Below are 26391 nucleotides of genomic sequence, written 5' to 3'. Positions count from 1 at the left end.
CGCTTGTACTGGTACGCCCAAGGGGAATCGAACCCCTGTTCCCGCCGTGAGAGGGCGGTGTCCTGACCGCTAGACGATGGGCGCGGAGCAAGGATCTCAGTGTTAGCTACTTGGCCAAACTTCAGCAAGAAGAATGGTACGCCCTAGGGGAATCGAACCCCTCTCTCCACCGTGAAAGGGTGGCGTCCTGACCGATAGACGAAGGGCGCCTAAGCGCTGGGTTCGTATAGTTGGGCATCTCGTGATGCGCAACCCATTTGACGACATGAAAGTGACTTTTTTCAACAGCCTGAAAAAGTCACCGGGCGATTGTAGCCGCGCGGCCGGTCGCGCACATCGACATGGATGAACTGGCGTCCCGGATAGCAGCCCAGCCCGCCCACGCCATCGACCTGCATGGCAAAGGCGATCAGTTCCTGCTTGGGCACGCCCGGGATATAGAAATCGGCCGCCATGCACTTGGTGTGGTACGAACTATCCGCGCCGCCGGCCGCAGCATTATGCTGTCCGTCCCGATAGCCGGAATTCATGATGACCTTGCGCCCGAACCGCCCTTCGAATTCCCAGATGACGAATCTGAGCTTGGGCGTGATGCAGAGGGCATTGACTTCGCGGCTCGCGACGATCGTGCCCCAGTCATTGCGCTTGCCGGCATAGGCCGAGCCGCTCGAGCTGGCGAACATGGCCATGGGCATGCAGGCGCCCAGGGCGAGCGAGCAGACAATGGCAGCGGCGATGGGGCGGATGAGGGGATGCATGGCGACTTCCTCGGACTGGTCTGTTGCAAATCGGCAACAGGCAATGCTCGGTCCTGTGAAGTCTTTAAAATACGATCGGTTTCGCTAACCTCGGGCTAACCGAAATGGTTAGCGAAACCTTAGCTTTGGCGCCGTCAATGCTAACAGTCTGTTACCACTTTCCGGTATTGGGCATCGAAAGCCAGGGCTCCTGCGGGGGCAGGGTGCTCTCCTGGATTAGCTCCACCGAAATCCCGTCCGGCGAGCGCACAAAGGCCATATGGCCGTCGCGCGGCGGGCGGTTGATGATGACGCCCATATCGCTAAGATGCTGGCAGAGCTGGTAAATATCCTTCACGCGGTACGCCAGGTGCCCGAAATTGCGGCCCCCGGTATAGTCTTCCGGGTCCCAGTTATAAGTCAGCTCCACTTCACCGCCCGCATCGCCCGGCGCGCGCAGGAAAATCAGCGTATAGCGGCCCTTTTCATTCTCCGTCCGCCGCACTTCCTCCAGGCCAAGTCCTTGACAATAAAAGCGAAGGCTCTCCTCGACATTGGTCACGCGAACCATGGTGTGCAGATATTGCATTGCATTCTCCTTGGCAAAAACCGTCGGCCATGGCCTAGCAAGCCATGCCCGCCGCCGCAACCAATGCCATGTCGCACAGCCGCTAAACAAAATCGCAACATCTTCTTAACTTTTGCCGTTGAATCGGCCAGAGTAGTCCAGTCTTGTGGGAGTACCTCGCAGAAGCGGGGCGAGTATTAAAGGGCTTTGGGACTATGGGGGCCAAGTTCAGTGGTGACGGCGATCAGCCGGCGACCCAACCAGGTGAAATGGGCGCGGTGAGCCGTACCGATGCGTCCGCCCAGCCTGGCGATGCCGGGCTCGATACCATTGAAATCGCTGGCGCAATCAAGTGGTTCGATGCCGGTAAGGGCTTCGGTTTCATCATTCCCGACAATGGCATGGCCGATGTGCTGCTGCACGTGACCTGCCTGCGCCGCGACGGCTACCAGACCGCCCATGAAGGCGCGCGGATCGTGGTGGAAGCGCTCAACCGCCCCGGTGGCCTACAGGCTTTCCGCATCATTTCCATGGATGACTCCACCGCTCGCCATCCCGCGCAAATGCCCGCGCCGCGGACCCATGTCGTGGTCGAGCCGACCTCTGGCATGGTGCGGCTCGAAGTAAAGTGGTTCAACCGCATTCGCGGCTTTGGCTTTCTGTCGGCCGGCGAGGGCACGCCCGATATTTTCGTGCATATGGAAACGCTGCGCCGCTTCGGCATTACCGAATTGCGACCCGGCCAATTCGTACTGGTCCGCTACGGTAATGGTCCCAAGGGCCTTATGGTCGCCGAAATCCGGCCCGATGGTTGGGGCGACGCACCGTCTTCGCATTAGGAATTCCAGTATGACCCTGTCTGTCCAGCGGATCGGCTCCACCCTGCGCCGGGCAGGAATAGCCATGGCCGTGCTCCTCGCGGCCGCGCCCTTGGCGGCCTGCAGTGACGAGGGCAAGCTGGTGCTGCATTCGGCGACCGGGGACTACAATTTCAATGTCGAGGTGGTCGACACGCCCGAAAGCCGCGCGCAAGGCCTGATGTATCGCCAGGAACTCGCCGACGATACGGGCATGCTGTTCGACTTCAAGGGCGAACAGCCGGTTTCGTTCTGGATGCGCAACACCTTCATTCCTCTCGACATGATTTTCGTTGATGCCAAGGGCGTGGTGAAGAATATCCATGTCAACGCGCGGCCGCACGATCCCACCGGCATCCCCTCCGATGGACCGGTGCAGTTCGTGCTGGAAATTCCGGGTGGCCGCTCGGTCGAGATCGGGCTCAAGCCCGGCGACACCATGGAGCATGACAGGGTTGGGGCGCCAGCCGCCAATTAGAGCCGTTGGATCACCATGCAGTCGAGCACGGCCCATAGATGCAGGCTTGCGCCGGTGACGACGAAGACATGCCAGAGCACATTCTGAAATTTCAGTCGTTCCCAAAGGTGGAAGATAATCCCCGCCGAATAGACCACGCCACCCGCCAGCAGCAGCCACATTGTGCTCATGGGCAGGGTCTGCGCCAGCGACTGGAAAACCAGAACGCCGCTCCAGCCGATCGCGAGATAGAGCAGGATGGCCAGCCGGCCGAAGCGTCGCGGCACGATCAGCTTGAGCGCCACGCCAACGAGGGACGCACCCCACACAAAGCTGGTCATCACCAAGCCTGTTGCCGTGCCGCCGATAACAGCAAGGAATGGTGTATAAGTTCCTGCGATAAAAAGAAAAATCGCTGCCTGGTCAAAGCGCGCCAGCACCGCTTTGACCGGTGAAACCGGCCACATATTGTAGGCGAGGGATACACCCAATACGGCGATCAGCGTACCGATATAGAGCGATAGAGCCGGGACCGCCTCCGGCGCGGTATCGATCGTTGCCAGGGTTAAAAGGATCGAGCCCAGGGCGATGGCAACCACCAGTCCCAGGATGTGGACGGCACAATCTGCCACCAGCTCCGCAACCGAGTACGGCCGCTGCCGGCGGCTCCACCATGTGCGGGAAACCGGTTCTGGATGTTGCTGCACGCGCGAAATTCCTTTGGCTTCCAGCCGCCCCCGGCCGACCCTCGAATAGCCCCTATACGGGGCCACTTCGTGGCATTGCCAGCAAAGCGGCGATTGTTCCGGTGAACAAGCTTTTTTATCAGGCACTTCCGGCTTGACGGGTAACGCATGGGTTACTTAGAGGGGCTCCGGTATCGAGAGTGTCATGGCCCCTGTTTCCATCTTCATCGCATTGGCGGACCCGACCCGCTGCCGGATCGTCGAATTGCTGCAGGCGGGACCGTCACCGGTCCACCGGCTGGCTGCCAAATTCGACATCAGCCGCCCAGCCATTTCCCGCCATCTGCGTGTACTGCGCGAGGCGGGGTTGATCCGCGAGGAAAAGTCCGGCCGCGAAAACCATTACGCGCTGCAGGCCAAGCGCCTAGTCCCGATCCGCAAATGGCTGGACAAAATCGCTCCGTCACCAGTGCCGAAATCCGCACCCGCTCCGGTCATTGTCCCCGAGCCCGTTCCGCTCCCTGAACCGGTGGCTGAGATGGCTGCGCCCGTCCAGCCCAAGCAGCGTAAGGCCGCGCCGGTGTCGCAGATGGGCTTCGACTTCTAGGCCGCTGCGCCAAAAAGGCTCGATCCGGCCGGTATTTGATGATTTGTTCGGAGGCGAAGCGCCGCCTGAGGAGGGGCGCCCGTGAGTCGCGATGCGCCGGGTTTCGGCATGACCATCGCCGGCCCGCGTCATGCTGCAACTTTTGAACAAGGCCTTTTCCGACATGAACCAGATCGATTTGCATGGCCAGGTCGCCGTGATCACCGGCGGCGCCCAGGGCTTGGGTTTTGCCATGGCCCACCGCATCCTGGCCTCGGGTGCCAAAGTCAGCCTTTGGGATCGCGATCCCACCGTTTTGGCCACGGCCGTTGCGGCTTTGGGCGAGGGCGCTTCCAGCCAGATCGTTGATATTACCGATCTCGATGGCCTTATTGCCGCGCATGCCGATGTGGAGGCGGAAATCGGCCCGGTGTCGATATTGGTGAATTCGGCCGGCATAGCCGGCTCCAATGCCAGCCTCGAAGATTATGATCCCGAAGAGTGGCGGCGCGTCGTCGAGATCAATCTCAACGGCACGTTCTACGTCAACAAGGTGGTTATCCCCTCGATGAAGGCGCGCAATTACGGCCGCATCGTCAATATCTCCTCGGTGGCCGGCAAGGAGGGAAATCCCAATCTCTCCGCCTATTCCGCCGCCAAGGCAGGGGTGATCGGTCTCACCAAATCCCTGGGCAAGGAGCTGGCCAAGTTCGACATTGCCGTCAACGCCATCACCCCCGCTACCGCCAAGACCCGCATCCTGGATACGCTGACCCAGGAATTCATCGACTATATGCTGGTTCGCATCCCCCGTGGCCGCTTCCTCGAGGTCGAAGAAGCGGCCGCCATGGTGGCCTGGCTGGTCAGCAAGGACAATTCCTTCACCACCGCTAGTGTTTTCGACCTGTCCGGCGGCCGGACCACATATTAGGTCGGCGTGAGGCCGCAATGGGCCATCTATGTCGCGAGGTGCGTATCGAGGGCTCGTCTGACAGCACCCGCGATCGGCCGGCGGTCTCTCCTGGAAAGCTAGCGAGAATTGCCGTCTTCTCGCACGTTGTCAAAACAGCGACTTGAGGTAGCGGGTCGAGGTGGGGAAGTCGTCGAGATGGTGCGGCTTGCAGGCCGCTTCGAGCACAAGGGTGCCGGCATAGCCGTCATCCTTGAGCGCCTGAATCTGGCCTCTTACGTCTGTGACGCCTTCGCCGTAGCGCTTCCAGACCATTTGGCCATGGACGAAAGCGCCGTCCTTGAGGTGAACGTTGCGGATATAGGGCTTGAGCTTTTCGTAGCCGGTGCGGAAATGGGTTTGCTCCGCCTCAAAGAGATTGCCGGTATCCCATACATAGCCGAATTCGGGGCGATTGACGGCCTGGAGCAGAGCGAGGCAGGCATCGCTGGTGTCGGCCCAACTGCCGGGCAGGTTTTCGAGCTGCATGGTGAAACCCTCGGCCGCGGCCTTGTCGACCGCCGCGCCGAGCAGATCGACGACCCGATTGAACTCACCGGCTTGCTTGCTTGCGCTGCGGTTTGGGGCGAAGACGATCATCGTATTGACGTCGACCGATGCCGCCAGCTTAAGGCTCATGGGAAGGAGGTGGTCAAGGTGGAGAGGCAGGAATTCACTGTCGAGACCGGCCTTGAACAGACCGGGTGACGCGGCGGTGAAACGCACGCCATAGTCGTTCGCAAGCCTTTTTAGCCGAACCCATGAATCGGCGTCATAGGCAGGGAAACGGCGGCTTTCCACGATGCGCAGTTCGAAATGCCTGATCCCGGCATCGGCGGCGCGGGCGAATATCCTGGGAAGCGAATCCGCGGAGGCATCGGGATAGACTTCATTGGTAACGGCTGTGACGATCATGATTGTTCCTGTGCGTGTTTGAGGCAAAGAAAAACCTGCGGCGCGAGCGGGCTCGCAACCGTTCTCAGGCTCGGGACGAATTGGGCTATCGGCTCAGAGAAGAGACCGCAGGTAGCGCAGTGAGTTCGGGAAATCCTCGTCCATCTGCGGTTCGCATTTGGCCTCGACGGTCAGGGTTCCCGCATAGCCATCGGCCTTGAGCGTTTCGATCTGCCCGCGGATATCGGTGAGGCCCTGGCCGAATTGCTGCCAGATCATGCGGCCGTTTTCGATCCGGCCGTCCTTGAGATGCACGTTGCGGATATAGGGCTTGAGCTTCTGGTAGCCGGGGCGGAAATCGCCAGGCTCGGCCTCATAAAGATTGCCCACGTCCCAGATATAGCCGAAGGCCGGATGGTCGACCGCCTTGAGGAGCGCCAGGCAATTGTCGGCAGTGTCGGCCCAGGTATGGGGCAGGTTTTCGAGTTGCACCGTGAAGCCGCGAACCGCCGCGGCTTCAGCGGTCTTGCGCAGCAGATCGACGACACGGCCGAAGGCATCGGCGCCATCACGCGGATCGCGCAGCACGCCAAACGTCACCAGTGTCTTGACGCCGATCCGTTCGGCCAGATCCATGCTCATGGCAGCCAGATGATTGCTGTGCGGTAGCATCAGGTCGCTATGCAAGCTGGTCTTGAAGAGGCCCGGCGACACGCTGGTATAGGTAATGCCGAACTCCCTGGAATAGTGCAGCAGCCGGTCCCAGGCCTCGGATTCAACGATAGGAAAACGCTTGGCCTCGACCATGCGGATTTCGAAAGTGCTGACGCCCTGCTCGGCGGCGGTGCGGAATATCCGCGGAAAGGCGCCGTGGGAGCGGTCGGGCAGCACTTCGTCGGTAACGGTGGACAAAATCATATCGGTCACAATCCTGTTGGGTTGCGGAGCGGCAAGTTGAAGGGGGAGGGCGCTATCCCTTGATCGCGCCCGAAGTGATGCCGCGAACCAGCGAGTTCTGCAGCAGGAGGTAAACGATCAGGCTGGGGATCAGGGCGAGGAACGCGCCCGCGAGCAATACGCCGGTGCCCACTTGCACATCCGCCCGCAGGCTCGCCAGCGCAACGGTGATCATATAATCCGAGGTGCGGTTGGCGGCGATGATCGGCAGTAGATACTGATCCCAGATGCCGATGAAGCCGAAGATGGCAACGACGCCGAGCGCCGGCTTGCACATGGGCAGGATGATCTCGATGAGGATACGCATTTCGCTGGCGCCGTCGATGGTGGCGGCCTCCACGATCTCGTCGGGAATGTCGCGCATGAAGGCGGCCATGACCAGGATCGAGAAGGCGGAGGCGGCCACCGGCAGGATCACGGCGAAAATCGTGCCGCGCAGGCTGATGCCGACCAGCGGAAGGTCCCCAAGGACGACCGCGAGTGGCACGGCAACTACCTCTTCTGGCAGCATCATCGTGGCGAGGAATATGCCCAGCACGATGGCCTGTCCGCGAAATTTCCGGCGCGCCAGGGCATAGCCGGCGGTGACAGCGACGATGATCTGCAGCAGCAGGCCAAAACCGGCGATCAGCAGCGAATTCCAGAAGAAGCCCCAGATGCCGCGCTGCGTGGCGACCGCGAAGTTTTCGAGGCTTGGATTGCGCGGGATCAAGGTGAGGCGCGTCGGGTCGGGATTGAGATCGAAGGCACCGGCAATGATGGTGAGGATCGGGCCGGCAAAGACGAAGAGGATGATGGCGCAGACCGCGGCGCGCAACAGGGTCGTAGCGGTCCTGCCCGGTTGCCATCCCAGGGCGGTGTCGAAGCTGCTGCTATTGACCTGGGGGCGCTTGGGGCGTGGCCGGCTCGAAGCTTTAGCGATGCTCATGATCATTTCTCCGCGCGCTTGCGGGTGATCAGCAGGGCGAGTGCCGTCAGGGCAATGCTGGCGATCAGCAACAGAATGGAGGCAGCGGAGGCAATGCCCATCTGGTTGCGTTCAAAGCCAAGCGAGTAGATGCGTGTCATCCACACATCGGTTGCTCCCGCCGGACCGCCGCCAGTCAGCACCCAGACGTCGGTGAAGACGCGCAGGCTGCGAACCGCGGCAAGGACGAGCACGATGGTCATTGCAGGGCGCAACGCCGGCAGCGTCACGTACCAGAGGCGGTGGCGCAGCTTGGCGCCGTCTATGGCCGAGGCCTCGTAGAGCGAGCGGTCGACGCCGGCCAGGCCCGCAAGGAAGATCACCATATTGTAGGGCGCGCCCTGCCAGATGCCGACGGCCATGACCGAATAGAGCGCAACGGCGGGATCTTCGAGCCAGCGCACCGGATCCAGCCCCAGCGAGCCGATAGCGGAATTGAGAAAGCCATTGGGCGCCGGAAAATAGATGATGCGCCAGACTTCGCCGATAACGGCTGTGGCTGTAACCACAGGCAGGAACGCGGCCGTCCGAACGAACCAGAGGGTCTTGCTGGCGCCTTCGAGCAGCAAGGCCAGCACGAGGCCTCCTATGACGGCGCCGATGGATTGTCCGAAACCCAGGATCAGGGTGTGGACGATGGCGTCATGGAAGCGGGAATCGTTGAGGACCGCAGCATAGTTCGACCAGCCAACCCATTCATTGCCAAGGAAGGGGCGTACTTTTTGGAAGCTCATCTGGATGCCGGCAAACATCGGGATGAACTTGAAATAGAGGAACAGCAACAGCGCCGGCAAAAGGAACAGCCAGACCGTCCACCAACGGGATTGAGGCCTGACCCGCCGTCGCAAGCTGGCGGCAGGCGGGCGAGATGCCGCATTTTTTACCAAAGGCGTCATTGCCTCGCCCGCCTGGTCGGTCATTGCAGGGCGTTCTGTTGCGATAGCTCGTCGGAAATGCGTCCGGCGAGGCCATCGAGCTGCCCTTGAATGTCGCTCGTGCATTGCGAGAACATCGACTGGAAGGTCTCGGCAATGTCCAGGCGAGCGGTGGTGAAATCGACATCGGATGGCATCAATTGCGAATCCGTCAGTTGATCGGCAACCACGGCCCAGCGGTCGTCACCATAGATTTCGGCCGCGTTGAGAGTGGTATTGACGGGGAGGCGGACAACGGGCTGGCCGGGCGCTGTCATGCCCAGTGATTGGGCCTCCGGGCTGATCAGGAATTCGGCCAGGGCCTTCTGCTGATCGGGTTTGCTCGAGGTGGCGCCGAAATAGATGCTGGTGCGCTCGGTCAGGGTCGTCTTGCCACCCGGACCGGCCGGGGCAATGATGATTTCGTACTTGTCCTTGCCCGGCGCCTTGTCGAAATTGGCGATGGCATAGGGCCCGGTCTGGTAGATGCCGGCATGGTTTTCGGCAAAGAATGGGGTGGCGCTGGCATTGGTCAGCGCGCCGGGCTGGACCAGGCTGGGCGTGCCGCAGAACAGGTTCTGAATCCATTCCACAGCAGCGACGCTGTCCGGCGTGTTCACGGTCACCGTGTACTTGCCTTCGCCACCAGTGACGAAAGAGCCGCCACGCTGCATCATGTAGGAGGACAGCCACCAGGTGAAGAAACCGCGATCGGTCGTGCCTGGCACGGCCATGCCATAGGTGTCGCCATCCACGCCATTGCCGTCGGGGTCTTGCGTGGCGAAGGCTGTGGCGAGTGCCGACAGGTCGTCATGTGTCTGCGGGACGTCAAAGCCAAGCTTCTCGCGCCAGTCGCTGCGAATGAAGGTCACCTGCGCGTGCTGGCTGAACGGGACGCCGTAATAGCCGCCATCGGCCATGCGAACGGAGTCCCACGACGCTTCGCTGAGTTGGTCGTGGCCAGCTAGGTCCTCGGGGACGACAGGAAGGATCATGCCGGCATTGGCGTAGGAGGCCATGCTGGCCTGATCATAGATCAGAACGTCAGGCAGATCCCGGGCGGCGGCGCGGGCCTGAAGCTGGGTTTCGAACTCGACGGTGGCCAGATACTCCACCGGAATGCCGGTCTTCTCGGTAAAGGCAGCAAAGACAGCCTTGTAAGTTTCGGCGGCCTGCGGGCCACTGCGTGACCACACTTCCAGGGCGTCCTGGGCCATCGCCGTCGAGCTGCACAGCGCGGCCGCCAGAAAGGCGAGGCCCCGGATGGCATTGCCCGCCTTGTTTGGGTTCTCGAACAAATGTTCCTCCATTGTCGCGTACGTGCTGCCGATCTCGGCCGCTACGTATTCCCTCGCATGCCCGAGATTGGCACCGGCATCAGTGCCTCACAAAGACTTTGTCGGTCTGTAGTGATAACGGCACATTATGGATAGGCCCGGTTTTCAGACCAAACGGCTATGAGCGGCGCAAGGGCCGCTCAGATGCATGTTGCCATATGGAAGGCCGGCGCTAGGGGAGTAATGCGCTGCCTTCACCGTCGAAAAGCACCGCCTTGGAGCCATCAAAGGCAAACTTCACCGAACTACCGATATCGAGAGGCCGGTCGCCTTCGAGAACCGCCAGGATCGCCTTGCCATCGGCGAGATCCGCATTGACGATAGTCTCGCTGCCAAGCCGTTCCAGCACAGTTACATTGCCGGTAATCGGGCCGTCGGGCTCCAGTTTCAGCTCTTGCGGCCTGATCCCCAGGGTCAATCGGTCGCCGGCCTTGACGTTGCCGGTCGCAGCCGGCACTTCGCATTCGGATATATCGGGCGATTTGACCTTTAGGCCTCCTTGGCCGACATCTGAGACTTCGACGGAAATGAAGTTCATCTTCGGGCTGCCGATGAAGCCTGCCACGAAAAGATTTGCCGGCCGCTGATAAAGCTCGATCGGCGTGCCTACCTGTTGGACGACCCCGCCATTGAGCACGACGATCTTGTCCGCCAAGGTCATGGCTTCCACCTGATCGTGGGTGACGTAGATCATCGTTGCGCCCAGGTCCCGATGCAGCTTTGCCAATTCCATGCGGGTATCGACCCGCAAGGCCGCATCGAGGTTGGACAGGGGCTCGTCGAACAAGAATACCCTAGGTTCGCGCACGATGGCCCGGCCGATCGCCACGCGCTGACGCTGGCCGCCGGAAAGCTGCGAAGGCTTGCGCTCGAGCAGGTGTTCCATCTGAAGGATGCGAGCGGCATTCTTGATCTTGCTGTCGCGAACCTCGCGTGGCGTGCCGGTCACCCTCATGTTGAAGCCGATATTGTCGTAGACGCTCATATGCGGATAGAGCGCGTAGGATTGGAACACCATGGCAATGCCGCGGTCGCCCGGATGGACGTCATTGCACAATTCGTCGCCGATCCAGAGTTCGCCGCTCGAAATGGTCTCGAGGCCAGCGATCATGCGCAGGAGGGTGGACTTACCGCAGCCTGATGGACCGACGAAGACGACAAATTCTCCGTGCTCGATGTCGAGGTCGATGCCGGTGATGACGTCCGTCTGGTTGAAGGATTTGTAGACGTCCTTGAGTTGAAGCCGTGCCATGTGATCCCTCCTGCAGAAACGCGCCGAACTAGCCCCGGGTGGACGGGAATTCCGTTCTTGTGCCGGTGCGCAGTCCTCCGGGAACCTGCAATGTCGGCATGATCTCGATCATCCCTACGTTGACATAGTGTGGCGCAGCAATCGCGAAGGCCACGGCGTCAGCAATGTCCTCCGGCTTGGGGCATTCGAAATCGGCGAAGAAGCGCTTGTGAGCCTCTGCCGGATCGAGTTTCTGCACCTTGGCGAAGATGTCGGTTTCGATGCGGCCGGGACAGATCTCGGTCACCCGGACATCCTTGCCATAGGCGTCGACACGCAATTGCCGCGACACGGTATGCAGGGCGGCCTTGGTCGCGTGATAGACGGTGTGCCCGCCGAATTCGTAATGACCGGCGATCGAGGTGATATTGACGATGTGGCCGCGATTGCGCGCCATCATGCCGGGCAGGGTGAGGCGCGCCAGCTGCAGTGCCGCGCGCAAGTTGACGTCGATCTGTTCGTCGATGTCGAATTCGTTCGAGCTGAGGATATTGCCGGCGCGGGAAACGCCCGCATTGTTGACGAGAATATCGACTTCAAGACCCGATACCAGCTCGGTCAACGCTGCGGTGTCGCTGACATCGACCACGTGGGGAATGGCGCCGCAGGCATCCGCCAGCTTCTGAAGACCTTCGACATTGCGCCCAACGCCATGGACGGTGACACCCTCCCGTGCCAGCCGTTCCGCGATCGCATAGCCCATGCCGGTGGATGCGCCAGTTACCAGGGCGGTCTTGTAGTCTGAGAATGGCATTCTGGGTCCTTTCGAAATATGGCTGGACGGTAGCCGTGCGCTCTTTGCGGCGCCAAGGCGGTCTCGGTCTGATGAGATAACCGTTCGCTATGATTGCTGGAGCAGCTCCGATAGCGGCGTTATGACCCCGCCGGCGCCGGTAATGGCCGAGCGGATCGCCCGCGCCATTTCGATGGCGCCCGGAGTGTCTGAGTGGACAAGGATAGATTGGACTTCGATGCGGAGAATCTGGCCGTCAATGGTGACGAGCGTGCCATCGTCGAGAAGCCGCATGATCCGCTCCGTCGAGGTCTTGCTGTCCTTGATCACGGCTCCAGGCAGGTTTCTGGGCGCGAGCTGGCCGTTCGCCAGATAGGCGCGGTCGGCAAGGAACAGATTGATCGTTTGCCGGCCTGCCGAGCGCGCCGCCGTTTCGAGCTCCGTACCGGTCAACACCAGATAGGCAATCTCGGGATCGAAGGCGCTGATGGCACGGACAAGGGCATCGGCCACTGCACGGTCGGCACAGGCCAGATTGCCCAGGGCACCGTGAGGATTCATATGGCTGATCTTGCGCCCATAGGGCCTGGCCAGGCCCTCAAGGGCACCCAATTGGTAGATGACGTGCTTTTCGAGTTCCGCCAAATCCATCGACATCGGGCGGCGGCCAAAACCCATCCTGTCGGGGTAACCGACATGGGCGCCAATATCGACGCCTGCGGCTTTGGCGAGCCCGATAGTGCGGTCCATGATCACCGGATCGCCGGCATGATAGCCGCAGGCCAGGTTTGCCGAGGTGATGATGTCCATGATCCCGGCATCATCGGCAATGATATAGGGGCCAAAACCCTCGCCGAGGTCTGAATTGAGATCGATCCGCATCTAGGCGCTCTCTTCCACGGTAAAAACATGCGAGCCGAAGCCGAGCAGGTCTCCATCGGCAGCGATCACTTCGGACAGGGTGCCGGAGACCGGCGAGACGATCGCCGTCAATGTGGCGCCGGCCTCGAGGTAGCCGAGGGCCATGCCCTTGGACACATCGTCGCCGGGTTTGATCGCACCTGCCGGGCGGCGGGGGTGAGCGGCCCGAAAGGTGCCGATGCTCTCGGTGCGCACCGGCACGGGCTTGCTCGCGGAGCCTGCCGGAATCACTGCGCCCAACCGCATGACAACGCGGACCCCGCCCTGTTGCACTGCAAGCTCGCTGAGCCCTGCAGTCAGCATGCGGTCGAGGAGATCGTCGAGAACAGCAATGTCGATCATGACCGCCATCCCAATGCGGCGCGACGCTGGCGCTGGGCTGAGCCGCGAACGTCCGCGATATAGCGGTCAAGCTCCGCCTGGGCGGACAAAGCTGCTTGCAGATCAACCTCGACGAAGCGGATGGAAGTGCCCGGCCTTGCCTGGGCCAACCGCCACTGATCGGGTTCGATGACAGTGCCCAGCTTGGGATAGCCGCCCATGGTGGCAGCATCGGCTAACTGGATGATCGGTTGCCCACCCATGGGCACCTGGATGACACCCGGAACCACGCCATGGGACCGCAATTCACTATTGTCCTTCATGGCGAGGACGGGCCCGGATAGCCGATAGCCCGTGCGGTTGCTTTGCGCTGTAATCTGCCATTCCGCGCGCCAGAAACTGTGCTGGGATTCTGCTGTGAAGCGATCATACTCGGCTGCGGGCAGGACGCGCACGACCAGCCCGTCTGCGCTGAACCGGCCTAATGGCGACGCGCCGAGCCCGCCATGCGGCAAGCCGACCGATGTGCCAAGCGCCTTGAGCCGGTCGCCCTTTGTAAGCATCCGGCCAAGATACCCACCGAAGGCCTCGCGCAATTGCGTGCTGCGGGAGCCCAGAACCTCGGGCACCTCCACGCCTCCTGCAACGCAGACATAGGCCCTGCAGCCTTCGCGGATGGCCGACAGGGTCAGCACCTGGCCGCTTCTTACCGAAAAGGCCCAATCGGGGGGGAGCGGGGTCTCGTCGAGCCAGGCTTCGCAGTCCGCGCCGGTAACCGCGACGTCCAGGTCTTCCTCAAAGCGCAGCTTGAAGGGCAGGAGGGGGATTTCGATTGCCGCTGCATTGGCGTCATTGCCCAAGAGGGCATTGCCGATGGCCAGCGCAATGCCATCCATAGCCCCGGAACGGCCAACGCCGTCGCGATAATGGCCGAAGCGCCCCAAATCCTGGATCGTGGCAAGCGGCGTCGTGCTCAGCACTTCCATCACACTATTACCTTTTCAGGATGGAAACGAATGGTATCGCCAGGGGCAAGCAGGGCAGGCGGTGTGCGATGCGGGTCAAAAAACACCGTTGTCGCTGAACCGATCGTGTGCCAGCCGCTGGGGCCGGTTGATGCGGAGACGCCTGTCTGGCGTCCGGCAATCGATAGGGAGCCCTCAGGAATCGAGAGGAGCGGCACGGCGCGACGCGGTAGGAAAAGCCGCTCGTCGAGACCACCCAGATAGCAATAGCCGGCATGGCTACCCACGGCATAAACCGAATAGAGCGGGGCGCTATGGATGGCCACGACCTCGTCCGCGCTCATGCCGGTCATCTCTGCGACCTCAACAAGATGCGGACCGCCCGCGCCGCCATAGACGATCGGAATATCGAGGGTTCGCCCATCGACGTCCTTGCTGACGCCACTATTCCAAAGCGCAACCAATTCACCGCCAAAGTCATAGGGGTCCGCCGGAGGCCGGTGAAACAGCACTGAAAGATTGGTCATGCCGGCCACGGCTTCGCGTACATCCGGCCAGGTCGCGACGATATCCGCCATGGCCCAGATGCGCCGTTGATGATCGAGGTCAAAGGCGCCCGGCGCTTCGAAGATGATCGCGGACATGCCCAGCAGACTGAAGCGCGGGAGATCGGCAATGGCTGCGATGACCTGCAGGTTCATGCGACGCGCCTTTCCTTCAACCAGTGTTCAAGGTGATGGATATTGACGCCGCCCTGGGTGAACCCCACCTCGGCCAGGAGTTCAACCTGGAGCGGAATATTGGTGGCAATGCCGCCGATATCGAAATTGGCAAGCGCCTCGCGCATACGCGCCAGTGCTTGCTCGCGGGTCGCGCCGTGGACGATCAGCTTGGCAATCAGGGAATCGTAGGTGGAGGGTACGGTGTAGCCGGCCCTGAGATGGGTATCGACGCGGACGCCCTCGCCTCCGGGGAGATCGAGCGCTGCGACAAGGCCGGGAGAAGGAAGGAACGTGAAGGGGTCTTCAGCATTGATGCGGCATTCGATGGCGTGACCACTGGTCACAACGTCCTCCTGGCCGATGGAGAAGCGCTCGCCCCTGGCGGCGCGCATTTGCATGGCCACGATATCGATGCCGGTGACCATCTCGGTAACGGGATGCTCTACCTGGACGCGCGTATTCATCTCGATGAAGTAGAATTCCCCGTCTTCGTAGAGGAATTCGAACGTGCCGGCGCCGGCATAGCCAATCTGGCGGCAGGCATTGGCACAGCGTTCGCCGATCGCGGCAATGATGGCGCGATCTATTCCGGGTGCCGGGGCTTCTTCGATAACCTTCTGGTGACGCCGTTGCATGGAGCAATCGCGGTCGCCGAGCCAGAGCGCATTGCCATGGCTGTCGCAGAGCACCTGAATTTCGATGTGGCGGGGGCGTTCGAGAAATTTCTCAACATAAATGTCGGCATTGCCGAAGAAGCGGAGCGCCTCTTCACGGGTCAGATCGACCGCCTCCCTGAGATCCCGCTCGGAGCGGACGACCCGCATGCCGCGCCCGCCGCCGCCGCCCGCTGCCTTGATGATGACGGGATAGCCGATGCCGGTGACAATATCGGCAACCAGGCCGAAATCGGCGGGCAGGGCGCTGTCCGGGCCGGGAACACAGGGAACGCCGGCTGCGATCATGGCCCGCTTGGCGGCGACCTTGTCCCCCATGGTGCGGATCGCCTCCGCCGATGGTCCAACAAACACCAGGCCGGCTGCGGTCACGGCTTCAGCGAAGGCCGCGTTTTCCGAGAGAAAGCCGTAGCCCGGATGGATAGCGCCGGCACCGGTGGCAAGCGCGGCCAAAATGATGGCCTCGCCATTGAGGTAGCTGCGGCGGGAGGCCGAGGGGCCGATGCAAATGGCCTGGTCGGCCGTTTCGATATAGGGCGCGTCCGCGTCGCCCTCGGAATAGACGGCAACTGTCTTGATCCCGAGATCGCGGCAGGCGCGTTGGATGCGAACGGCGATTTCCCCGCGATTGGCAATGAGCAGCTTGTCGAACATCGCTTAGTCCAGCCGGAAAATAGGTTGGTTGGCGGAGACTTCCGCGCCGCCGGCGACCAGGATGGCGGTGATCGTACCGGCACGATCGCTTTCGACGGGCGAGAAGACTTTCATCGCCTCGATGATGCAGAGTGTCTGTCCGGCCTCGACGCGGGATCCTGTTGTAACGAAAGGCTCGGTATCGGGGGTGGGCGAGAGGTGAACGATGCCGAAGCTAGGTGCCGTAATTTCGACGCCTGGAAGGGTCTGCTCAGCGGCCGTGATGGGCTCGATACCTGCCCCGCCGCGGATAAGATGCGCCTTGAAATCACCGTCCGCTATTTCAAGTTCCTGCAGCGGCGAGTGCCGCATCCAGTCGATGATTTTCTGCAGTCTTTCCACGTCCATCGGGACTCATCCGCTCGGCGGTTCAAAGAACAGTCGCGCTACCGCCTTTCGTAGCTGGAAAACGGCTAACATAGCCGTGCGGTGATGAGGTCAGACCATTGCGTGATGACCGCGCCATCATCGCGGTTCCTTATTGCGTAAGACCGAACCCGTTCTGGATGCGGGCGGTGGCGCTCGCCTAGATTGGTCATGAGGAGCACTCCGCCATATGGGCGGGATGTGCAGTGTGACCAGGATATCCAATGACAAGCTTCACCCCCGCCGCGCGGGTTGCGCGCATCAAGCCGTCACCCAGCGTCGCCGCGGCGGCTCGCGCCAAGGAATTGCGTGCTGCCGGGGCCGATCTGGTTGATATGACCGTCGGTGAACCCGATTTCGATACGCCCGACGCGGTTAAGGAGGTCGGTATCGCTGCCATTCGTGATGGCGATACCAAATATACGCCGGTCAACGGCACGCCGGCGCTGCGCAAGGCCATTCGCGCGCGCATGCTGGACCGCGCGGGCGTCAGTTACGGTGACGATCAGATCTCGGTCGGCGGCGGCGCCAAGCAGGTCATCTTCCTGGCACTGATGGCGTCTGTCGATGACGAGGCCGAGGTGATCATCCCCGCGCCCTATTGGGTGTCCTATCCCGATATGGTGCTGGCCAATGAGGGGCTGCCCGTCATCGTGGAATGCCCCGAAAGTGCCGGGTTCAAGCTGACACCCGAAGCTCTCGAGAGCGCGATAACCACGAAGACGCGCTGGTTGATCCTCAACGCGCCGTCCAACCCGACCGGGGCCGCCTATTCCGAGGCGGAGCTGGCTGCGCTCGCCGCCGTGCTGGACCGGCATCCCCATGTCTGGATACTCACCGACGAAATCTACGATGAGATCTGGTTCGAAGCGGGCAGGGTGCCCAGCATCGTCAAGGTCGCGCCGCACCTGGCGGACCGGACCTTTGTCGTCAATGGCGTGTCCAAAAGTTACGCGATGACCGGCTGGCGGATCGGCTACGGCGTCGGACCGGCGCCGCTAGTTGGCGCCATCAACAAGCTCCAGTCGCAGATGTCTTCCTGCCCCGCCTCGATGAGCCAGGCTGCGGCGGCCGCGGCGATGGCGGGCGATCAGTCCTTCATCGCCGAAACGGTGGCCGTCTATAAGCAGCGGCGCGACATTGCGGTAGCGGCCATCAACAAAATCGATGGTCTATCCTGTGCGACCCCATCCGGCGCCTTCTACCTTTATCCCAATTGTGCCGGCGTGATCGGCAAGACCACGCCCGAAGGCACGCGGATCGAAAACGACCTCGATTTCGTCCTCTACCTGCTCGATCGAGGGGTCGCAGCCATTCATGGCGCTGCCTACGGCCTTTCCCCGCATTTCCGCATTTCGACCGCCACATCGACCGATCTGGTCGAGGAAGCGTGTCGCCGTATCGCAGCCGCCGTTGCGGCACTGCACTGATTTAGGAGGAGACAGAATTGGTCCACGTCAAAACGAAAATAGAACGTCCCGATTCCGCATTGGTCGCGGAACTGGCGAAATATGGTTCGGCAACGATCCACGAAGCGCAGGGCCGGCTTGGCGCCTTGAGTTCACGCCTCAAGCCTGTCGAGCGCTCGATGTCGCTTTGCGGCCCGGCCTTTACGGTCAAATGCGCCCCGCGCGACAATATCATGCTGCAGGTCGCGATCTCCTATGCCAAGCCGGGTGACGTGATCGTGGTGTCGGCCGGCGAATATGAAGAGGCGGGCTCGTTTGGCGACGTTCTGGCAAATGCCTGCCTTGCAAAGGGCATTGCCGGCCTTGTGACCGATACCGGTGTTCGCGATACCGCGGAGTTGATCAAGCTCGGCTTTCCCGTGTTTTCGCTCAGCCACTGCATCAAGGGAACCGTCAAGGAAACGCTCGGTCAGGTCAATGACCCGGTCATCATTGGAGGCGAGGTCATCAATCCGGGCGATATCATTCGGGGCGATGCCGATGGCCTGGTCGTCGTGCGTCGCCAGGACGCTGCCTTCGCCGCGGAAAAATCCAGGGCGCGCGAAGAAGCGGAGGCCGGCTACATCGCCGCCTACAAGGCCGGCAAGAGCGTGATCGAGGTGTCCAATCTTGCAGGCATACTGGCCGCCAAGGGCCTGACCACCGACGAGTGAAACCGACCTGGCATTCCAAGGAAGGGCGCTGCTTGTGCGGCGCCCTTTTTGTATCCAGGGGTTAAAAGAAAAGGCCCGGTGGAACCGGGCCTTTTCATAACCGCACAGCAGCTCTGGGAGTCAGGAGCCAAGGAGCAGGCGCGGGCCGATCAGGACAATGTCGGGAAACAGCGCCAGCAGGATGGTGAAGCCCATCATGATGAGCAGATAGGGCATTGTTACCTTGGCGATGTAGCCGGTGCTGCGCTTGGTGATGTTCTGGATAACAGCGAAGTTGAAGGCGACCGGCGGGGTGATCTGCGCCATTTCGACGACCAGCACGATGAAGATACCGAACCAGACCTTGTCAAAGCCGGCGGCCTCGACGATGGGCAGCACCACGGGCAGGGTGGTCGCGATCATCGAGAAGCCCTCAAGTGCGGTGCCCAGGATCAGGTACAGCACCATGAGCGCCACGATCAGCATGATCGGCGAGAGATTCCAGCCATCCACCACACCGGCAACAGCCTCCGGCACGCCCAGGATGGCGGTAACATTGCCGAGCACTGATGCACCCAGAATGATAATGCCCATGACCGAGCAGGTCTGCACGGCACCCAGGGCGATATCCCGCAGTGACGACCAGGTCAGCGCGCGTTGGCTGAGCGCCACGATAAGGGCTCCGACAACACCCAGCGCCGCTGCTTCCGATGGCGTAGCCAGCCCGCCATACATTGAGCCGAGCACGCAAAGGATGAGAAACATCGCCGGCCAGAGGTCCTTGAGGGCCGCCAGGCGCTGACGAAACGGCATGTGCCGCAATTCGCGCTCGCTTTCGGGAACCATATCCTTGTTCAGGGAGGTATGGATCATGATCCAGCCGCTGAACACGGCTGCCAGCAGCACGCCGGGCAGGAAACCCGCAGTGAAAAGGCGCAGCACGGATTCTTCGGCCAGCACGCCATACATGATCATCACCGTCGAAGGCGGGATCAGGAAACCGAGCGTGCCCGCGCCCGCCAGGCTGCCAATGGCAACGTCGGGGGAATAGCCGCGGCGGAGCAATTCCTTGAGCGTCATGCGGCCCACGACCTGGGTTGTGGCGGCCGACGAGCCCGAGATGGCGGCAAAGATCGAGCAGCCGATAACGTTGACATGCAACAGGCGGCCCGGCAGCAGGCCGGCCCAGGGCGCCAGGCCCGAGAACAATGCGGCTGAGAGCTTGGTGCGGAACAGAAACTCTCCCATCAGCACGAAAAGCGGGAGCGCCACCAGGTCCGGCGTCGTCATGATGTTGAAGACATATTGGGGCAGCAGACGATCCATGGGGATGGTCGTGAACAGCCAGCCGAGGCTGATGGCGGTTGCCAGAAGGGCGATGCCAATCCACATGCCGACCGACAGAAACCCGAACAGGAGGCCGAAAAGGCCGGTAAGTACAGCGGTCATGATCAGCCCTCGATTTGTGTGGCTGCGCCCAATTCGGGTCGGTCGAGTTGGCCACTGGTCAGGCTGATAATCGTGCGGACGATCATCTGCAGCGCCAGCACAGTGGCGCCGATGCTAAGGCCGACCTGCGGAATCCAGAGCGGAGTGAAGCTGTCCTGGGATACTTCGCCGCTCAGGAAGGTGCGGTAGGTAAACTGGACAAGAGTTATGGCCAGGAACACCGTGATGACCGAGCCAAGCAAGGCCGAAGCTATTTCTAGATAGCGCGCATATCGGCCATTCCTGGCGCGGAGCAGGAGTTCCACGCGAATCTGCTGGCCGGCGCGAAGCGTCATGCCGGACCCCAGCAGGAAAGCGCCACCCATCAGATAGGCGCTATACTCCCAACCGATGCCGATACCGGACGGCACTGCGGGTATGAAGCGGGCGAGAAGCGCGACGACGATTTCCGCAAGAATGAGGCCGGTGAGTGCCACGATGCAGGCGGCGGCGAGAAAGGCTGCGATCAGGGAGAGCCAGTCCGCGACGCTTTCCAGCGTCGCGGTGATGCCCTTCGACACGCTCAGGGTCGAAGCGGCGCCCATTATTGTGTCGCCTTGTACTGGTCGACGATCGGGCCGGCATCGGGGACGCGCGCAACGAAGTCGGCCTGCAATTGCTGGGCCCTCTCCACCATCTGCGTGCGCAGTTCGTCGGAAATGGTCGCAAGCTCCATGCCGTTTTCCTGCATGATCTTGATGCTGTCGATATCCCCCTGGCGCGACACTTCCCAGAATTCAGGCTCCAGCCGGCTGGCTACTTCCTCGATTGCTGCCTGCTGATCGGCAGACAAGCGGTTCCAGGAATCGAGGTTGATCGTCACCATGTTCGACCCCCAAGTGTGGTTGGTCGGGTAAATGTACTTCATGAATTCCCAGAACTTGCCGTCGACGCCGGATGTGGCGGAGGTCGCCACGCCTTCGACGCGGCCCGACGCGAGGGCAGGGATCAGCTCGCCCCATGGCATTGCCACACCGGCCATGCCGATCGCGCTGACCACGTCGACGGTGTTCTTGTCGGCGCCACGGACGGGGATGCCGCTGAAGTCATCGATACTGTCTACGGGTACCTTCAGATAGACGTATTGGGCCGGCGAGGGCACCATGTAGAGCAGCTTCTGATTGTTCTCCTCCGCGATCTTCACAAAAGCCGGGCGGACGAATTCATGATATTTCTTGAGCTCGTCCATGGAGGACACCAGAAACGGCACGCCCTCGACGCCAAACAGCGGATTTACGCCGACCTGCTGGCTGATATTGATGTCGGCCATGTCGACCAGTCCATCACGCACGGCGGTCAACTGGTCGGGCCCCTTGAAGCCCAGAGAGCCGCCGGCCTTGATCGAAATGGTAACCTGACCATCGGTTGCCGCACTGACTTCCTGTGCGAAATGTGCGGCGTTCTGCACCATGAAGTTGGTTTCGGGCAGAACGTCCGAAAGGTTGAGTGTGGTTTGCGCCAATGCCGGCAATGCCGAGAACAATGCGCCGGCAAGGCCGAGCATAGCAACGACCCTTCCTGCTCGTGCGTGGGTGAGCATGAGTGATTTCCTTTCCCTCTGATCCGCCGGAAGGAACTCCCTCAGCTCGGTTCCGCGGACGGGCATTGCCCTGCCGTCATGCAGGATGTTTTTTCGCATCCGGCCAAGTGTGACGATCTGGTTACGCTACTGCGCAGCCGCTGACGGAAGGAAATTGCAGCTAGCTCTGATGTGATCGGGAATTGTTATATGTCGTGTTTCTGTCATTTTTGGCAGGCCCGGCATCTTTACAGGCGCGAACTATAAAATAACCTGATCACATCCGCCTCAAGCAGAGCCGATCATTATGGATACTCGCCGCCTGCATGCCTTCGTTAAGATCGTCGACATTGGCAGCCTGACGCGTGCTGCCGCGATCCTGCATATCGCGCAGCCTGCCTTGAGCCAGCAGATCGTCGCTCTCGAGACCCATTTCGGCCGGCAATTACTCGTCCGCTCCAAACGCGGGGTTATTCCAACCGAGGCGGGCAAGGCCCTCTACCGGCATGCCCAGGTGATGCTGCGTCAATTGGACCAGGCGCAGATAGATATCGAAAATACCGGGACGATGATTGCCGGGCAGGTCAATGTCGGCCTGGCGCCCTTGAGTACGGCCACGACGCTGGCGCTGCCGCTGCTCAAGGCCGTCCGTGAGCGCTATCCCGGCATCGTATTGCAGATTAACGAGAATATCGGCGGGGTGATCAGCGAGATGATCATGACCGGCAAGATGGACCTGGCCTTCATCTACGATCCGGGCACAATTCGCGGCGTCAAGTTCGAGCCGATCCTGACCGAGGATCTGTTCCTTGTCGCGCCCAAGCCTCTCTTGGAATCTGGCAATGTCGAGCGTGGCGAGATCGCGGCCGAGGACGTCGCCCGGCTCGATCTGGTCCTGCCGACCAAGATTCACACCGTGCGCCAATTGGTCGATCTGACCTTCCGCAGGGTTGGTGTCGACGCGCGGGTGATTGCAGAGATCGAATCCGTGCCCACCATAGCCCGCGCTGTCTGGGCGGGGCTCGGCGCGACCATTCTGCCATGGTCATCCGCCAATGCGATCGCTTCGGGCAATGACGATGTCGCCGTGCAGCGGATCACCTCGCCATCGATGCAGATGAAGGTCTCGCTATGCACGTCGGATCAGTGGCCCCTGTCCGAACCGGCGCAGGTAGTGAACGATCTGCTTGCCGATATCGCCCATGCCTATGCCGCCGAGCATCAGGCCGATGGCCTCAAGCCCATGGGCCGCAAGGAGCGCAAGCGGAAGGCGGCATAGCCCCGCGATCATAGGGTTTTCTCTATCACCGCATAGGGACTTTCTGCAGGGGTTTCGGCGCCGCCGGGCCGTGCTGTCTCAACTCAATGAGAGCTTGCCTTGATGCCATGACCGAGTGCCGCTCGCCTGGAGCTAGAAGCGCGGACATCCCGTGCTGACACCGATTACCCAAATTATTGCCGGAGATGACGATTGCCAAAGCTTCGCACCTAACTTATGACATATGACTTATGTCATAAGTGGAGGCTGGGTAGCTTTGTCGGACCTGTTTAGCGTCGAAGGAAAGATTGCGGTTGTAACCGGCGGGTTGGGGCAGTTGGGGCGCGAGTTTGCGAGCTCGCTGGCCAAGGCTGGCGCCAAGGTGGCAATTTATAGCCGCCGGCCGGTGGGGCAGGACAAGCTTGCCGAGCTGTTTCCGGGGCTGCAGGATTCCATTCGCGTCTATGAGGCCAGCGTCTCGGACAAGGCGGCGCTGGAGGCGGCGACCGACCAGCTGATCGCCGATTGGGGTGTGCCACATATTCTGGTCAACAATGCCGGCATCGATTCCAAGCCTGATGGGCAGGCCGACCAGAATGGGCCTTTCGAGACCTATCCGCAGAAATATTGGGACGACATTATCGATGTGAACCTGACCGGCGTGATGCTGTGTAGCCAGGTGATCGGTGCCAAGATGGCCGAGGCCGGGCGTGGCAGCATCATCAATGTGGGCTCGATCTATGGCATCGTCTCGCCCAATCAGGCGCTCTATGCCTATCGCGAAAAGCGCGACGGCGTGCCGTTCTTCAAGGCGGTGTCCTATGCCGCGTCCAAATCGGGCCTGGTTAATCTGACCCGCTATGTCGCCACCTATTGGGCCGAGCAGAATGTGCGCTGCAATTTGATCTCGTTCGGCGGGGTCAAGACCGGCAGCTTCGACAAGGAATTCGTCGACAATTTCCTCGAGCGCGTGCCGATGCGCCGCCAGGCCGAGAAGGACGAATATAACGGGGTCATCCAGTTCCTGGCTTCCGATGCGTCCTCTTACATGACCGGCTCCAATGTGGTGGTCGATGGGGGCTTTACCGCGTGGTGAACCCCCAAGCACCCGATCGCGACCGGCTCTATGTCTCGGTGGTTTCGGCCATCGAGGCGCAGATCCTGTCGGGCGAACTCAAGGTCGGCGAACGGCTTCCCTCGGAGGCCGAGATCGGCCGACAATTTTCGATCAGCACGCGCTCGGTGCGCGAGGGACTGCAAATCCTTGAGACCAAAGGGCTGGTGCGCCGCCGCCATGGCGAGCGGGCCGAGGTGGTGCGCGACGATGTCGAGCAGTTCCTGGGATCGCTGGCAACGACGGTGCGCGGGCTTTTTGCCAAAGACCCCAGCTATCTGGTGCAGCTGATGGATGTGCGCCGCATGTTCGAGCTGGAAGTGGTCGGGCGGCTGGCAGCGGGCGAGGGGAGCCTGTCCGGCGAGGTCGACACGGCTCTGGCCGATCTCGCGGCAGCCAAGGATTTTGCCCAATATGCCCAGTCCGATGCGGATTTTCATAAGGCTTTGGTGCAGTCGTTGGGCAATGAAATCCTCTCCAGCGTCTATGGCAATCTCTATGGTCTGATCACCGATGTCATCCGGCTGACCAGCCGGGCTGCGAGCAAGACCCAGGCCGATGGCGTGGCCGAACACCAGGCTATCTATGCCGCCATCCGCGCCGGCGATGTCGAGGGCAGCCGGGCGCTGATGCGCGAGCATATCGACAATTCCACCACCTATCTCCAACAGGCGATCACAGCCGCAAAACAGCAGGGACGGACGAGCTAATGGCCGTATACGACTACAACCAGACCGATTGGGCAGCGATCAAGCGCCTGTCGCAATGGTATTCGGACGATATTCACGACGTGCTCGATGGCCGCGGGCCCTATGGCTATCTCAAGGGCATCAGCCAGTTCGGCGTGTTGCATCCCGGCCAGGTGATCTGTGGTCCGGTATCGACTGTGCGCTATGAACCCAGCACCCGTATTGGCCAGCCCCAGGATGTCTATCACGGTGCCATCGATGCGGTGGTCAAGGGCGGGATTCTACTGGTCGATTCCTCCTGTGCCGAGGGCTCGGGCACGGGCGAATTGATGTCGAGCGGCGCCAAGACCAAGGGCGCGGCGGCCACGGTGGTCAATGGCACGGTGCGGGACCTGGCTGAAGTGCGCAAGCTCGATTACCCGCTCTTTGCCAAGGGCATGAGCCCGGTGGGCGTGTCGGGCCGCATGGAAGCGACCCATTATCAGGTCGAACTGGATATCGACGGCGTCAAAGTGCGGCCGGGCGATGTGATTTTCGCCGATGTCACCGGCGTGGTCGTCATTCCGGCCAATCTGGTGAGCGTGATTGCCGACGCGGCCGATGCCAATGGCGAGGCGGAAATCCGCTGCCGCAAGCGCATCCTGGCCGGCGAGAACCTGCGCGACATCTGGCCGGTCGGCTCCAGCGGTCCCGTCTGACAACACAGCCGGCCCTGCGGGGCCGGCTCTCACCATTCAGCCACTCGGGGAGGAGGGGCCGATGCACCGATCAGCGTATATAGCCCAGCCGCTGCGAGATGAGGTTGGCGTGGTAGATCACCACCTTGTTGAGCTCATCCACCTCGGCCATGGGCAATTGCCAGGACGGGGCGCTGACACTGATGCCGGCGAAAATGGCGCCGGACTGGTTGCGGATCGGCGCCCCGACGCAGCGCAGGCCCGGCTGGTGCTCGCCATTGTCGATGGCAAAGCCGCGCTGCCGGGTGAGCTCGAGCTCGGCCTGCAATGCGGTGGGATCGGTGATCGTGGTTTCGGTGAAGCGCTCAAGCCCCGCATCGATGACGCGCTGCACGATTTCGGCGGGCTGATAGGCCAGGATGGCCTTGCCGACGCTGGTGCAATAGGCCGGCGAGTTCTCGACCATGGTATTGGACAGCATGGGCTCGGCCTCGGTGCGCTGGATGACCACTGCGCGCAGACCGTCGAACACGGCCAGATGCACGGGCCGGCTGGTCAGGCGATGCAAGGCGTCGACAATGGCGCGGCCCTCGCGATGCAGCTCCAGATTGGCCAGCACGACATTGCCCAATTCGAACAGCCGCAGCCCCAGGCGATAGAAGTCGCGTTCGCGGTCCTGCTCGACAAAGCCCACTTCGCGCATGGCCGCCAGCAGGCGATGGGTGGTGGAGCGCGGATAGCCGGTGCGGGCGCAGATATCGGCCAGGCTCAGCGAACGCTGGCTGGTGGTGAAGCAATCGAGCACCCGCGACACCTTGGTCAGCGACTTGAGGCTTTCATCGCCCCGCGCCGGTTTGGCGGCGGCAGTTGCGTCAACAGGATCGGTCATCGCCTTGGCCTCAATACTTCAATCGATCCGGTGACGCGTTTTGCAGTTTCGGTTCAAACCC

At 61.4% G+C, this 26391-nt stretch carries 30 protein-coding genes and 2 tRNA genes; 10 read left to right on the top strand and 22 right to left on the bottom strand.

Annotated features, from left to right (window positions below; all coding sequences use genetic code 11):
- Positions 1-9: 9 nt before the first annotated feature.
- The 4 genes from QQL79_RS09295 to QQL79_RS09280 all read right to left on the bottom strand — a co-directional run bounded on the left by QQL79_RS09295 (position 10) and on the right by QQL79_RS09280 (position 1326).
- A tRNA-Glu gene (locus QQL79_RS09295) sits at positions 10-84 on the bottom strand.
- 50 nt (positions 85-134) lie between these two features.
- Positions 135-209: transfer RNA gene (locus QQL79_RS09290), tRNA-Glu, on the bottom strand.
- A gap of 72 nt (positions 210-281) precedes the next feature.
- The gene (locus QQL79_RS09285; RefSeq protein WP_284390091.1) at positions 282-758 is read right to left on the bottom strand and encodes a YcbK family protein; all 477 of its coding nucleotides are present in this window, start codon (positions 756-758) and stop codon (positions 282-284) included.
- Between the two features lie 151 nt (positions 759-909).
- Positions 910-1326 (bottom strand): VOC family protein, encoded by a 417-nt coding sequence (locus QQL79_RS09280; RefSeq protein WP_284390089.1) that lies wholly within the window; start codon positions 1324-1326, stop codon positions 910-912.
- 194 nt (positions 1327-1520) lie between these two features.
- On the opposite strand from QQL79_RS09280, the gene QQL79_RS09275 reads away from it, so the two are divergent.
- Together QQL79_RS09275 and QQL79_RS09270 are read left to right on the top strand one after the other, a co-directional pair.
- Entirely contained in the window at positions 1521-2144 is a 624-nt protein-coding gene (locus tag QQL79_RS09275; RefSeq protein WP_370461199.1) for a cold-shock protein, read from the top strand.
- Positions 2145-2154: 10 nt separating this feature from the next.
- A complete protein-coding gene (locus QQL79_RS09270) occupies positions 2155-2640 on the top strand; it encodes a DUF192 domain-containing protein (RefSeq protein WP_284390086.1) in 486 nt (161 codons plus the stop codon).
- On the opposite strand, the gene trhA is transcribed toward QQL79_RS09270, so the two are convergent.
- Positions 2637-3326: a PAQR family membrane homeostasis protein TrhA gene (gene trhA, locus QQL79_RS09265; protein WP_284390084.1), complete on the bottom strand. Its 690-nt coding sequence runs from the start codon at positions 3324-3326 to the stop codon at positions 2637-2639. The two genes, QQL79_RS09270 and trhA, sit on opposite strands and share 4 nt — an antisense overlap.
- A 184-nt stretch (positions 3327-3510) precedes the next feature.
- On the opposite strand from trhA, the gene QQL79_RS09260 reads away from it, so the two are divergent.
- Both QQL79_RS09260 and QQL79_RS09255 read left to right on the top strand, forming a co-directional pair.
- Positions 3511-3912: an ArsR/SmtB family transcription factor gene (locus QQL79_RS09260; protein WP_284390082.1), complete on the top strand. Its 402-nt coding sequence runs from the start codon at positions 3511-3513 to the stop codon at positions 3910-3912.
- Positions 3913-4075: 163 nt separating this feature from the next.
- Positions 4076-4822: an SDR family NAD(P)-dependent oxidoreductase gene (locus QQL79_RS09255; protein ID WP_284392854.1), complete on the top strand. Its 747-nt coding sequence runs from the start codon at positions 4076-4078 to the stop codon at positions 4820-4822.
- Positions 4823-4951: 129 nt separating this feature from the next.
- On the opposite strand, the gene QQL79_RS09250 is transcribed toward QQL79_RS09255, so the two are convergent.
- From QQL79_RS09250 to QQL79_RS09190, 13 genes are all read right to left on the bottom strand, one after another.
- Positions 4952-5755 carry a sugar phosphate isomerase/epimerase family protein gene (locus QQL79_RS09250; RefSeq protein ID WP_284390080.1) on the bottom strand — a complete coding sequence of 268 codons (804 nt, stop codon included), beginning with the start codon at positions 5753-5755 and terminating at the stop codon, positions 4952-4954.
- Between the two features lie 93 nt (positions 5756-5848).
- Entirely contained in the window at positions 5849-6652 is an 804-nt protein-coding gene (locus QQL79_RS09245) for a sugar phosphate isomerase/epimerase family protein (protein WP_284390079.1), read from the bottom strand.
- A 52-nt stretch (positions 6653-6704) separates the two neighbouring features.
- Positions 6705-7619: a carbohydrate ABC transporter permease gene (locus QQL79_RS09240; protein WP_284390077.1), complete on the bottom strand. Its 915-nt coding sequence runs from the start codon at positions 7617-7619 to the stop codon at positions 6705-6707.
- A 2-nt stretch (positions 7620-7621) separates the two neighbouring features.
- The gene (locus QQL79_RS09235; RefSeq protein ID WP_284390075.1) at positions 7622-8578 is read right to left on the bottom strand and encodes a carbohydrate ABC transporter permease; all 957 of its coding nucleotides are present in this window, start codon (positions 8576-8578) and stop codon (positions 7622-7624) included.
- Positions 8575-9870, bottom strand: a complete 1296-nt coding sequence (locus QQL79_RS09230) for an ABC transporter substrate-binding protein (protein WP_284390073.1) — start codon at positions 9868-9870, stop codon at positions 8575-8577. The genes QQL79_RS09235 and QQL79_RS09230 overlap by 4 nt, the downstream gene beginning before the upstream one ends.
- Positions 9871-10081: 211 nt before the next feature.
- Complete coding sequence (locus tag QQL79_RS09225; RefSeq protein WP_284390071.1) at positions 10082-11161, bottom strand: ABC transporter ATP-binding protein; 1080 nt, start codon at positions 11159-11161, stop codon at positions 10082-10084.
- A 28-nt stretch (positions 11162-11189) separates the two neighbouring features.
- On the bottom strand, positions 11190-11954 hold the full coding sequence (locus QQL79_RS09220) for an SDR family oxidoreductase (protein WP_284390068.1): 765 nt from the start codon (positions 11952-11954) through the stop codon (positions 11190-11192).
- 87 nt (positions 11955-12041) lie between these two features.
- Positions 12042-12815, bottom strand: a complete 774-nt coding sequence (locus QQL79_RS09215) for a LamB/YcsF family protein (protein ID WP_284390066.1) — start codon at positions 12813-12815, stop codon at positions 12042-12044.
- The gene (locus tag QQL79_RS09210) at positions 12816-13196 is read right to left on the bottom strand and encodes a biotin/lipoyl-containing protein (RefSeq protein WP_284390064.1); all 381 of its coding nucleotides are present in this window, start codon (positions 13194-13196) and stop codon (positions 12816-12818) included.
- Positions 13193-14161 (bottom strand): 5-oxoprolinase subunit C family protein, encoded by a 969-nt coding sequence (locus QQL79_RS09205; RefSeq protein WP_348523178.1) that lies wholly within the window; start codon positions 14159-14161, stop codon positions 13193-13195. Before QQL79_RS09205 ends, QQL79_RS09210 begins: the two co-directional genes overlap by 4 nt.
- A complete protein-coding gene (gene pxpB, locus QQL79_RS09200) occupies positions 14161-14841 on the bottom strand; it encodes a 5-oxoprolinase subunit PxpB (protein ID WP_284390061.1) in 681 nt (226 codons plus the stop codon). Before pxpB ends, QQL79_RS09205 begins: the two co-directional genes overlap by 1 nt.
- The gene (gene accC, locus QQL79_RS09195; RefSeq protein ID WP_284390059.1) at positions 14838-16190 is read right to left on the bottom strand and encodes an acetyl-CoA carboxylase biotin carboxylase subunit; all 1353 of its coding nucleotides are present in this window, start codon (positions 16188-16190) and stop codon (positions 14838-14840) included. The genes pxpB and accC overlap by 4 nt, the downstream gene beginning before the upstream one ends.
- A gap of 3 nt (positions 16191-16193) precedes the next feature.
- On the bottom strand, positions 16194-16577 hold the full coding sequence (locus tag QQL79_RS09190) for an acetyl-CoA carboxylase biotin carboxyl carrier protein (protein WP_284390057.1): 384 nt from the start codon (positions 16575-16577) through the stop codon (positions 16194-16196).
- 242 nt (positions 16578-16819) lie between these two features.
- On the opposite strand from QQL79_RS09190, the gene QQL79_RS09185 reads away from it, so the two are divergent.
- Positions 16820-18025 (top strand): aspartate transaminase, encoded by a 1206-nt coding sequence (locus QQL79_RS09185; RefSeq protein ID WP_284390055.1) that lies wholly within the window; start codon positions 16820-16822, stop codon positions 18023-18025.
- A gap of 17 nt (positions 18026-18042) precedes the next feature.
- On the top strand, positions 18043-18717 hold the full coding sequence (locus tag QQL79_RS09180) for a 4-carboxy-4-hydroxy-2-oxoadipate aldolase/oxaloacetate decarboxylase (protein WP_284390053.1): 675 nt from the start codon (positions 18043-18045) through the stop codon (positions 18715-18717).
- A gap of 120 nt (positions 18718-18837) precedes the next feature.
- Here the strand turns inward: QQL79_RS09180 and QQL79_RS09175 are convergent, their stop codons facing one another.
- The 3 genes from QQL79_RS09175 to QQL79_RS09165 are packed head-to-tail and all read right to left on the bottom strand — an operon-like array spanning position 18838 to position 21724.
- Entirely contained in the window at positions 18838-20145 is a 1308-nt protein-coding gene (locus tag QQL79_RS09175) for a TRAP transporter large permease (RefSeq protein WP_284390051.1), read from the bottom strand.
- A 2-nt stretch (positions 20146-20147) separates the two neighbouring features.
- The gene (locus tag QQL79_RS09170) at positions 20148-20729 is read right to left on the bottom strand and encodes a TRAP transporter small permease (RefSeq protein ID WP_284390049.1); all 582 of its coding nucleotides are present in this window, start codon (positions 20727-20729) and stop codon (positions 20148-20150) included.
- Positions 20729-21724, bottom strand: a complete 996-nt coding sequence (locus QQL79_RS09165; protein ID WP_284390044.1) for a TRAP transporter substrate-binding protein — start codon at positions 21722-21724, stop codon at positions 20729-20731. The genes QQL79_RS09170 and QQL79_RS09165 overlap by 1 nt, the downstream gene beginning before the upstream one ends.
- Positions 21725-22010: 286 nt before the next feature.
- Between QQL79_RS09165 and nac the strand changes: the two genes are divergently transcribed.
- The 4 genes from nac to QQL79_RS09145 all read left to right on the top strand — a co-directional run bounded on the left by nac (position 22011) and on the right by QQL79_RS09145 (position 25462).
- Complete coding sequence (gene nac / locus QQL79_RS09160; protein ID WP_284390042.1) at positions 22011-22982, top strand: nitrogen assimilation transcriptional regulator NAC; 972 nt, start codon at positions 22011-22013, stop codon at positions 22980-22982.
- 256 nt (positions 22983-23238) lie between these two features.
- Complete coding sequence (locus QQL79_RS09155) at positions 23239-24057, top strand: SDR family oxidoreductase (RefSeq protein ID WP_284390040.1); 819 nt, start codon at positions 23239-23241, stop codon at positions 24055-24057.
- Complete coding sequence (locus QQL79_RS09150; RefSeq protein WP_284390038.1) at positions 24054-24785, top strand: FadR/GntR family transcriptional regulator; 732 nt, start codon at positions 24054-24056, stop codon at positions 24783-24785. Before QQL79_RS09155 ends, QQL79_RS09150 begins: the two co-directional genes overlap by 4 nt.
- The gene (locus QQL79_RS09145; protein WP_284390036.1) at positions 24785-25462 is read left to right on the top strand and encodes an RraA family protein; all 678 of its coding nucleotides are present in this window, start codon (positions 24785-24787) and stop codon (positions 25460-25462) included. Before QQL79_RS09150 ends, QQL79_RS09145 begins: the two co-directional genes overlap by 1 nt.
- Positions 25463-25532: 70 nt before the next feature.
- Here QQL79_RS09145 and QQL79_RS09140 read toward each other — a convergent pair whose 3' ends face one another.
- The gene (locus QQL79_RS09140; protein WP_284390034.1) at positions 25533-26330 is read right to left on the bottom strand and encodes an IclR family transcriptional regulator; all 798 of its coding nucleotides are present in this window, start codon (positions 26328-26330) and stop codon (positions 25533-25535) included.
- Positions 26331-26391: the final 61 nt, after the last annotated feature.

Source organism: Devosia yakushimensis (genome assembly GCF_030159855.1).
In the GTDB taxonomy this organism is placed as follows: domain Bacteria; phylum Pseudomonadota; class Alphaproteobacteria; order Rhizobiales; family Devosiaceae; genus Devosia; species Devosia yakushimensis.
Note: the sequence above shows the minus strand (reverse complement) of the source record. Positions and strands in the feature narration are given on the sequence as shown.

Coding starts and splice junctions, on each gene's coding strand:
- QQL79_RS09285 (WP_284390091.1), bottom strand. CDS start 758: ATGCATCCCCTCATCCGCCCCATCGCCGCTGCCATTGTCTGCTCGCTC.
- QQL79_RS09280 (WP_284390089.1), bottom strand. CDS start 1,326: ATGCAATATCTGCACACCATGGTTCGCGTGACCAATGTCGAGGAGAGC.
- QQL79_RS09275 (WP_370461199.1), top strand. CDS start 1,521: ATGGGGGCCAAGTTCAGTGGTGACGGCGATCAGCCGGCGACCCAACCA.
- QQL79_RS09270 (WP_284390086.1), top strand. CDS start 2,155: ATGACCCTGTCTGTCCAGCGGATCGGCTCCACCCTGCGCCGGGCAGGA.
- QQL79_RS09260 (WP_284390082.1), top strand. CDS start 3,511: ATGGCCCCTGTTTCCATCTTCATCGCATTGGCGGACCCGACCCGCTGC.
- QQL79_RS09255 (WP_284392854.1), top strand. CDS start 4,076: ATGAACCAGATCGATTTGCATGGCCAGGTCGCCGTGATCACCGGCGGC.
- QQL79_RS09250 (WP_284390080.1), bottom strand. CDS start 5,755: ATGATCGTCACAGCCGTTACCAATGAAGTCTATCCCGATGCCTCCGCG.
- QQL79_RS09245 (WP_284390079.1), bottom strand. CDS start 6,652: ATGATTTTGTCCACCGTTACCGACGAAGTGCTGCCCGACCGCTCCCAC.
- QQL79_RS09240 (WP_284390077.1), bottom strand. CDS start 7,619: ATGAGCATCGCTAAAGCTTCGAGCCGGCCACGCCCCAAGCGCCCCCAG.
- QQL79_RS09235 (WP_284390075.1), bottom strand. CDS start 8,578: ATGACCGACCAGGCGGGCGAGGCAATGACGCCTTTGGTAAAAAATGCG.
- QQL79_RS09225 (WP_284390071.1), bottom strand. CDS start 11,161: ATGGCACGGCTTCAACTCAAGGACGTCTACAAATCCTTCAACCAGACG.
- QQL79_RS09220 (WP_284390068.1), bottom strand. CDS start 11,954: ATGCCATTCTCAGACTACAAGACCGCCCTGGTAACTGGCGCATCCACC.
- QQL79_RS09215 (WP_284390066.1), bottom strand. CDS start 12,815: ATGCGGATCGATCTCAATTCAGACCTCGGCGAGGGTTTTGGCCCCTAT.
- QQL79_RS09210 (WP_284390064.1), bottom strand. CDS start 13,196: ATGATCGACATTGCTGTTCTCGACGATCTCCTCGACCGCATGCTGACT.
- QQL79_RS09205 (WP_348523178.1), bottom strand. CDS start 14,161: ATGGAAGTGCTGAGCACGACGCCGCTTGCCACGATCCAGGATTTGGGG.
- pxpB (WP_284390061.1), bottom strand. CDS start 14,841: ATGAACCTGCAGGTCATCGCAGCCATTGCCGATCTCCCGCGCTTCAGT.
- accC (WP_284390059.1), bottom strand. CDS start 16,190: ATGTTCGACAAGCTGCTCATTGCCAATCGCGGGGAAATCGCCGTTCGC.
- QQL79_RS09190 (WP_284390057.1), bottom strand. CDS start 16,577: ATGGACGTGGAAAGACTGCAGAAAATCATCGACTGGATGCGGCACTCG.
- QQL79_RS09185 (WP_284390055.1), top strand. CDS start 16,820: ATGACAAGCTTCACCCCCGCCGCGCGGGTTGCGCGCATCAAGCCGTCA.
- QQL79_RS09175 (WP_284390051.1), bottom strand. CDS start 20,145: ATGACCGCTGTACTTACCGGCCTTTTCGGCCTCCTGTTCGGGTTTCTG.
- QQL79_RS09170 (WP_284390049.1), bottom strand. CDS start 20,729: ATGGGCGCCGCTTCGACCCTGAGCGTGTCGAAGGGCATCACCGCGACG.
- QQL79_RS09165 (WP_284390044.1), bottom strand. CDS start 21,724: ATGCTCACCCACGCACGAGCAGGAAGGGTCGTTGCTATGCTCGGCCTT.
- nac (WP_284390042.1), top strand. CDS start 22,011: ATGGATACTCGCCGCCTGCATGCCTTCGTTAAGATCGTCGACATTGGC.
- QQL79_RS09145 (WP_284390036.1), top strand. CDS start 24,785: ATGGCCGTATACGACTACAACCAGACCGATTGGGCAGCGATCAAGCGC.
- QQL79_RS09140 (WP_284390034.1), bottom strand. CDS start 26,330: ATGACCGATCCTGTTGACGCAACTGCCGCCGCCAAACCGGCGCGGGGC.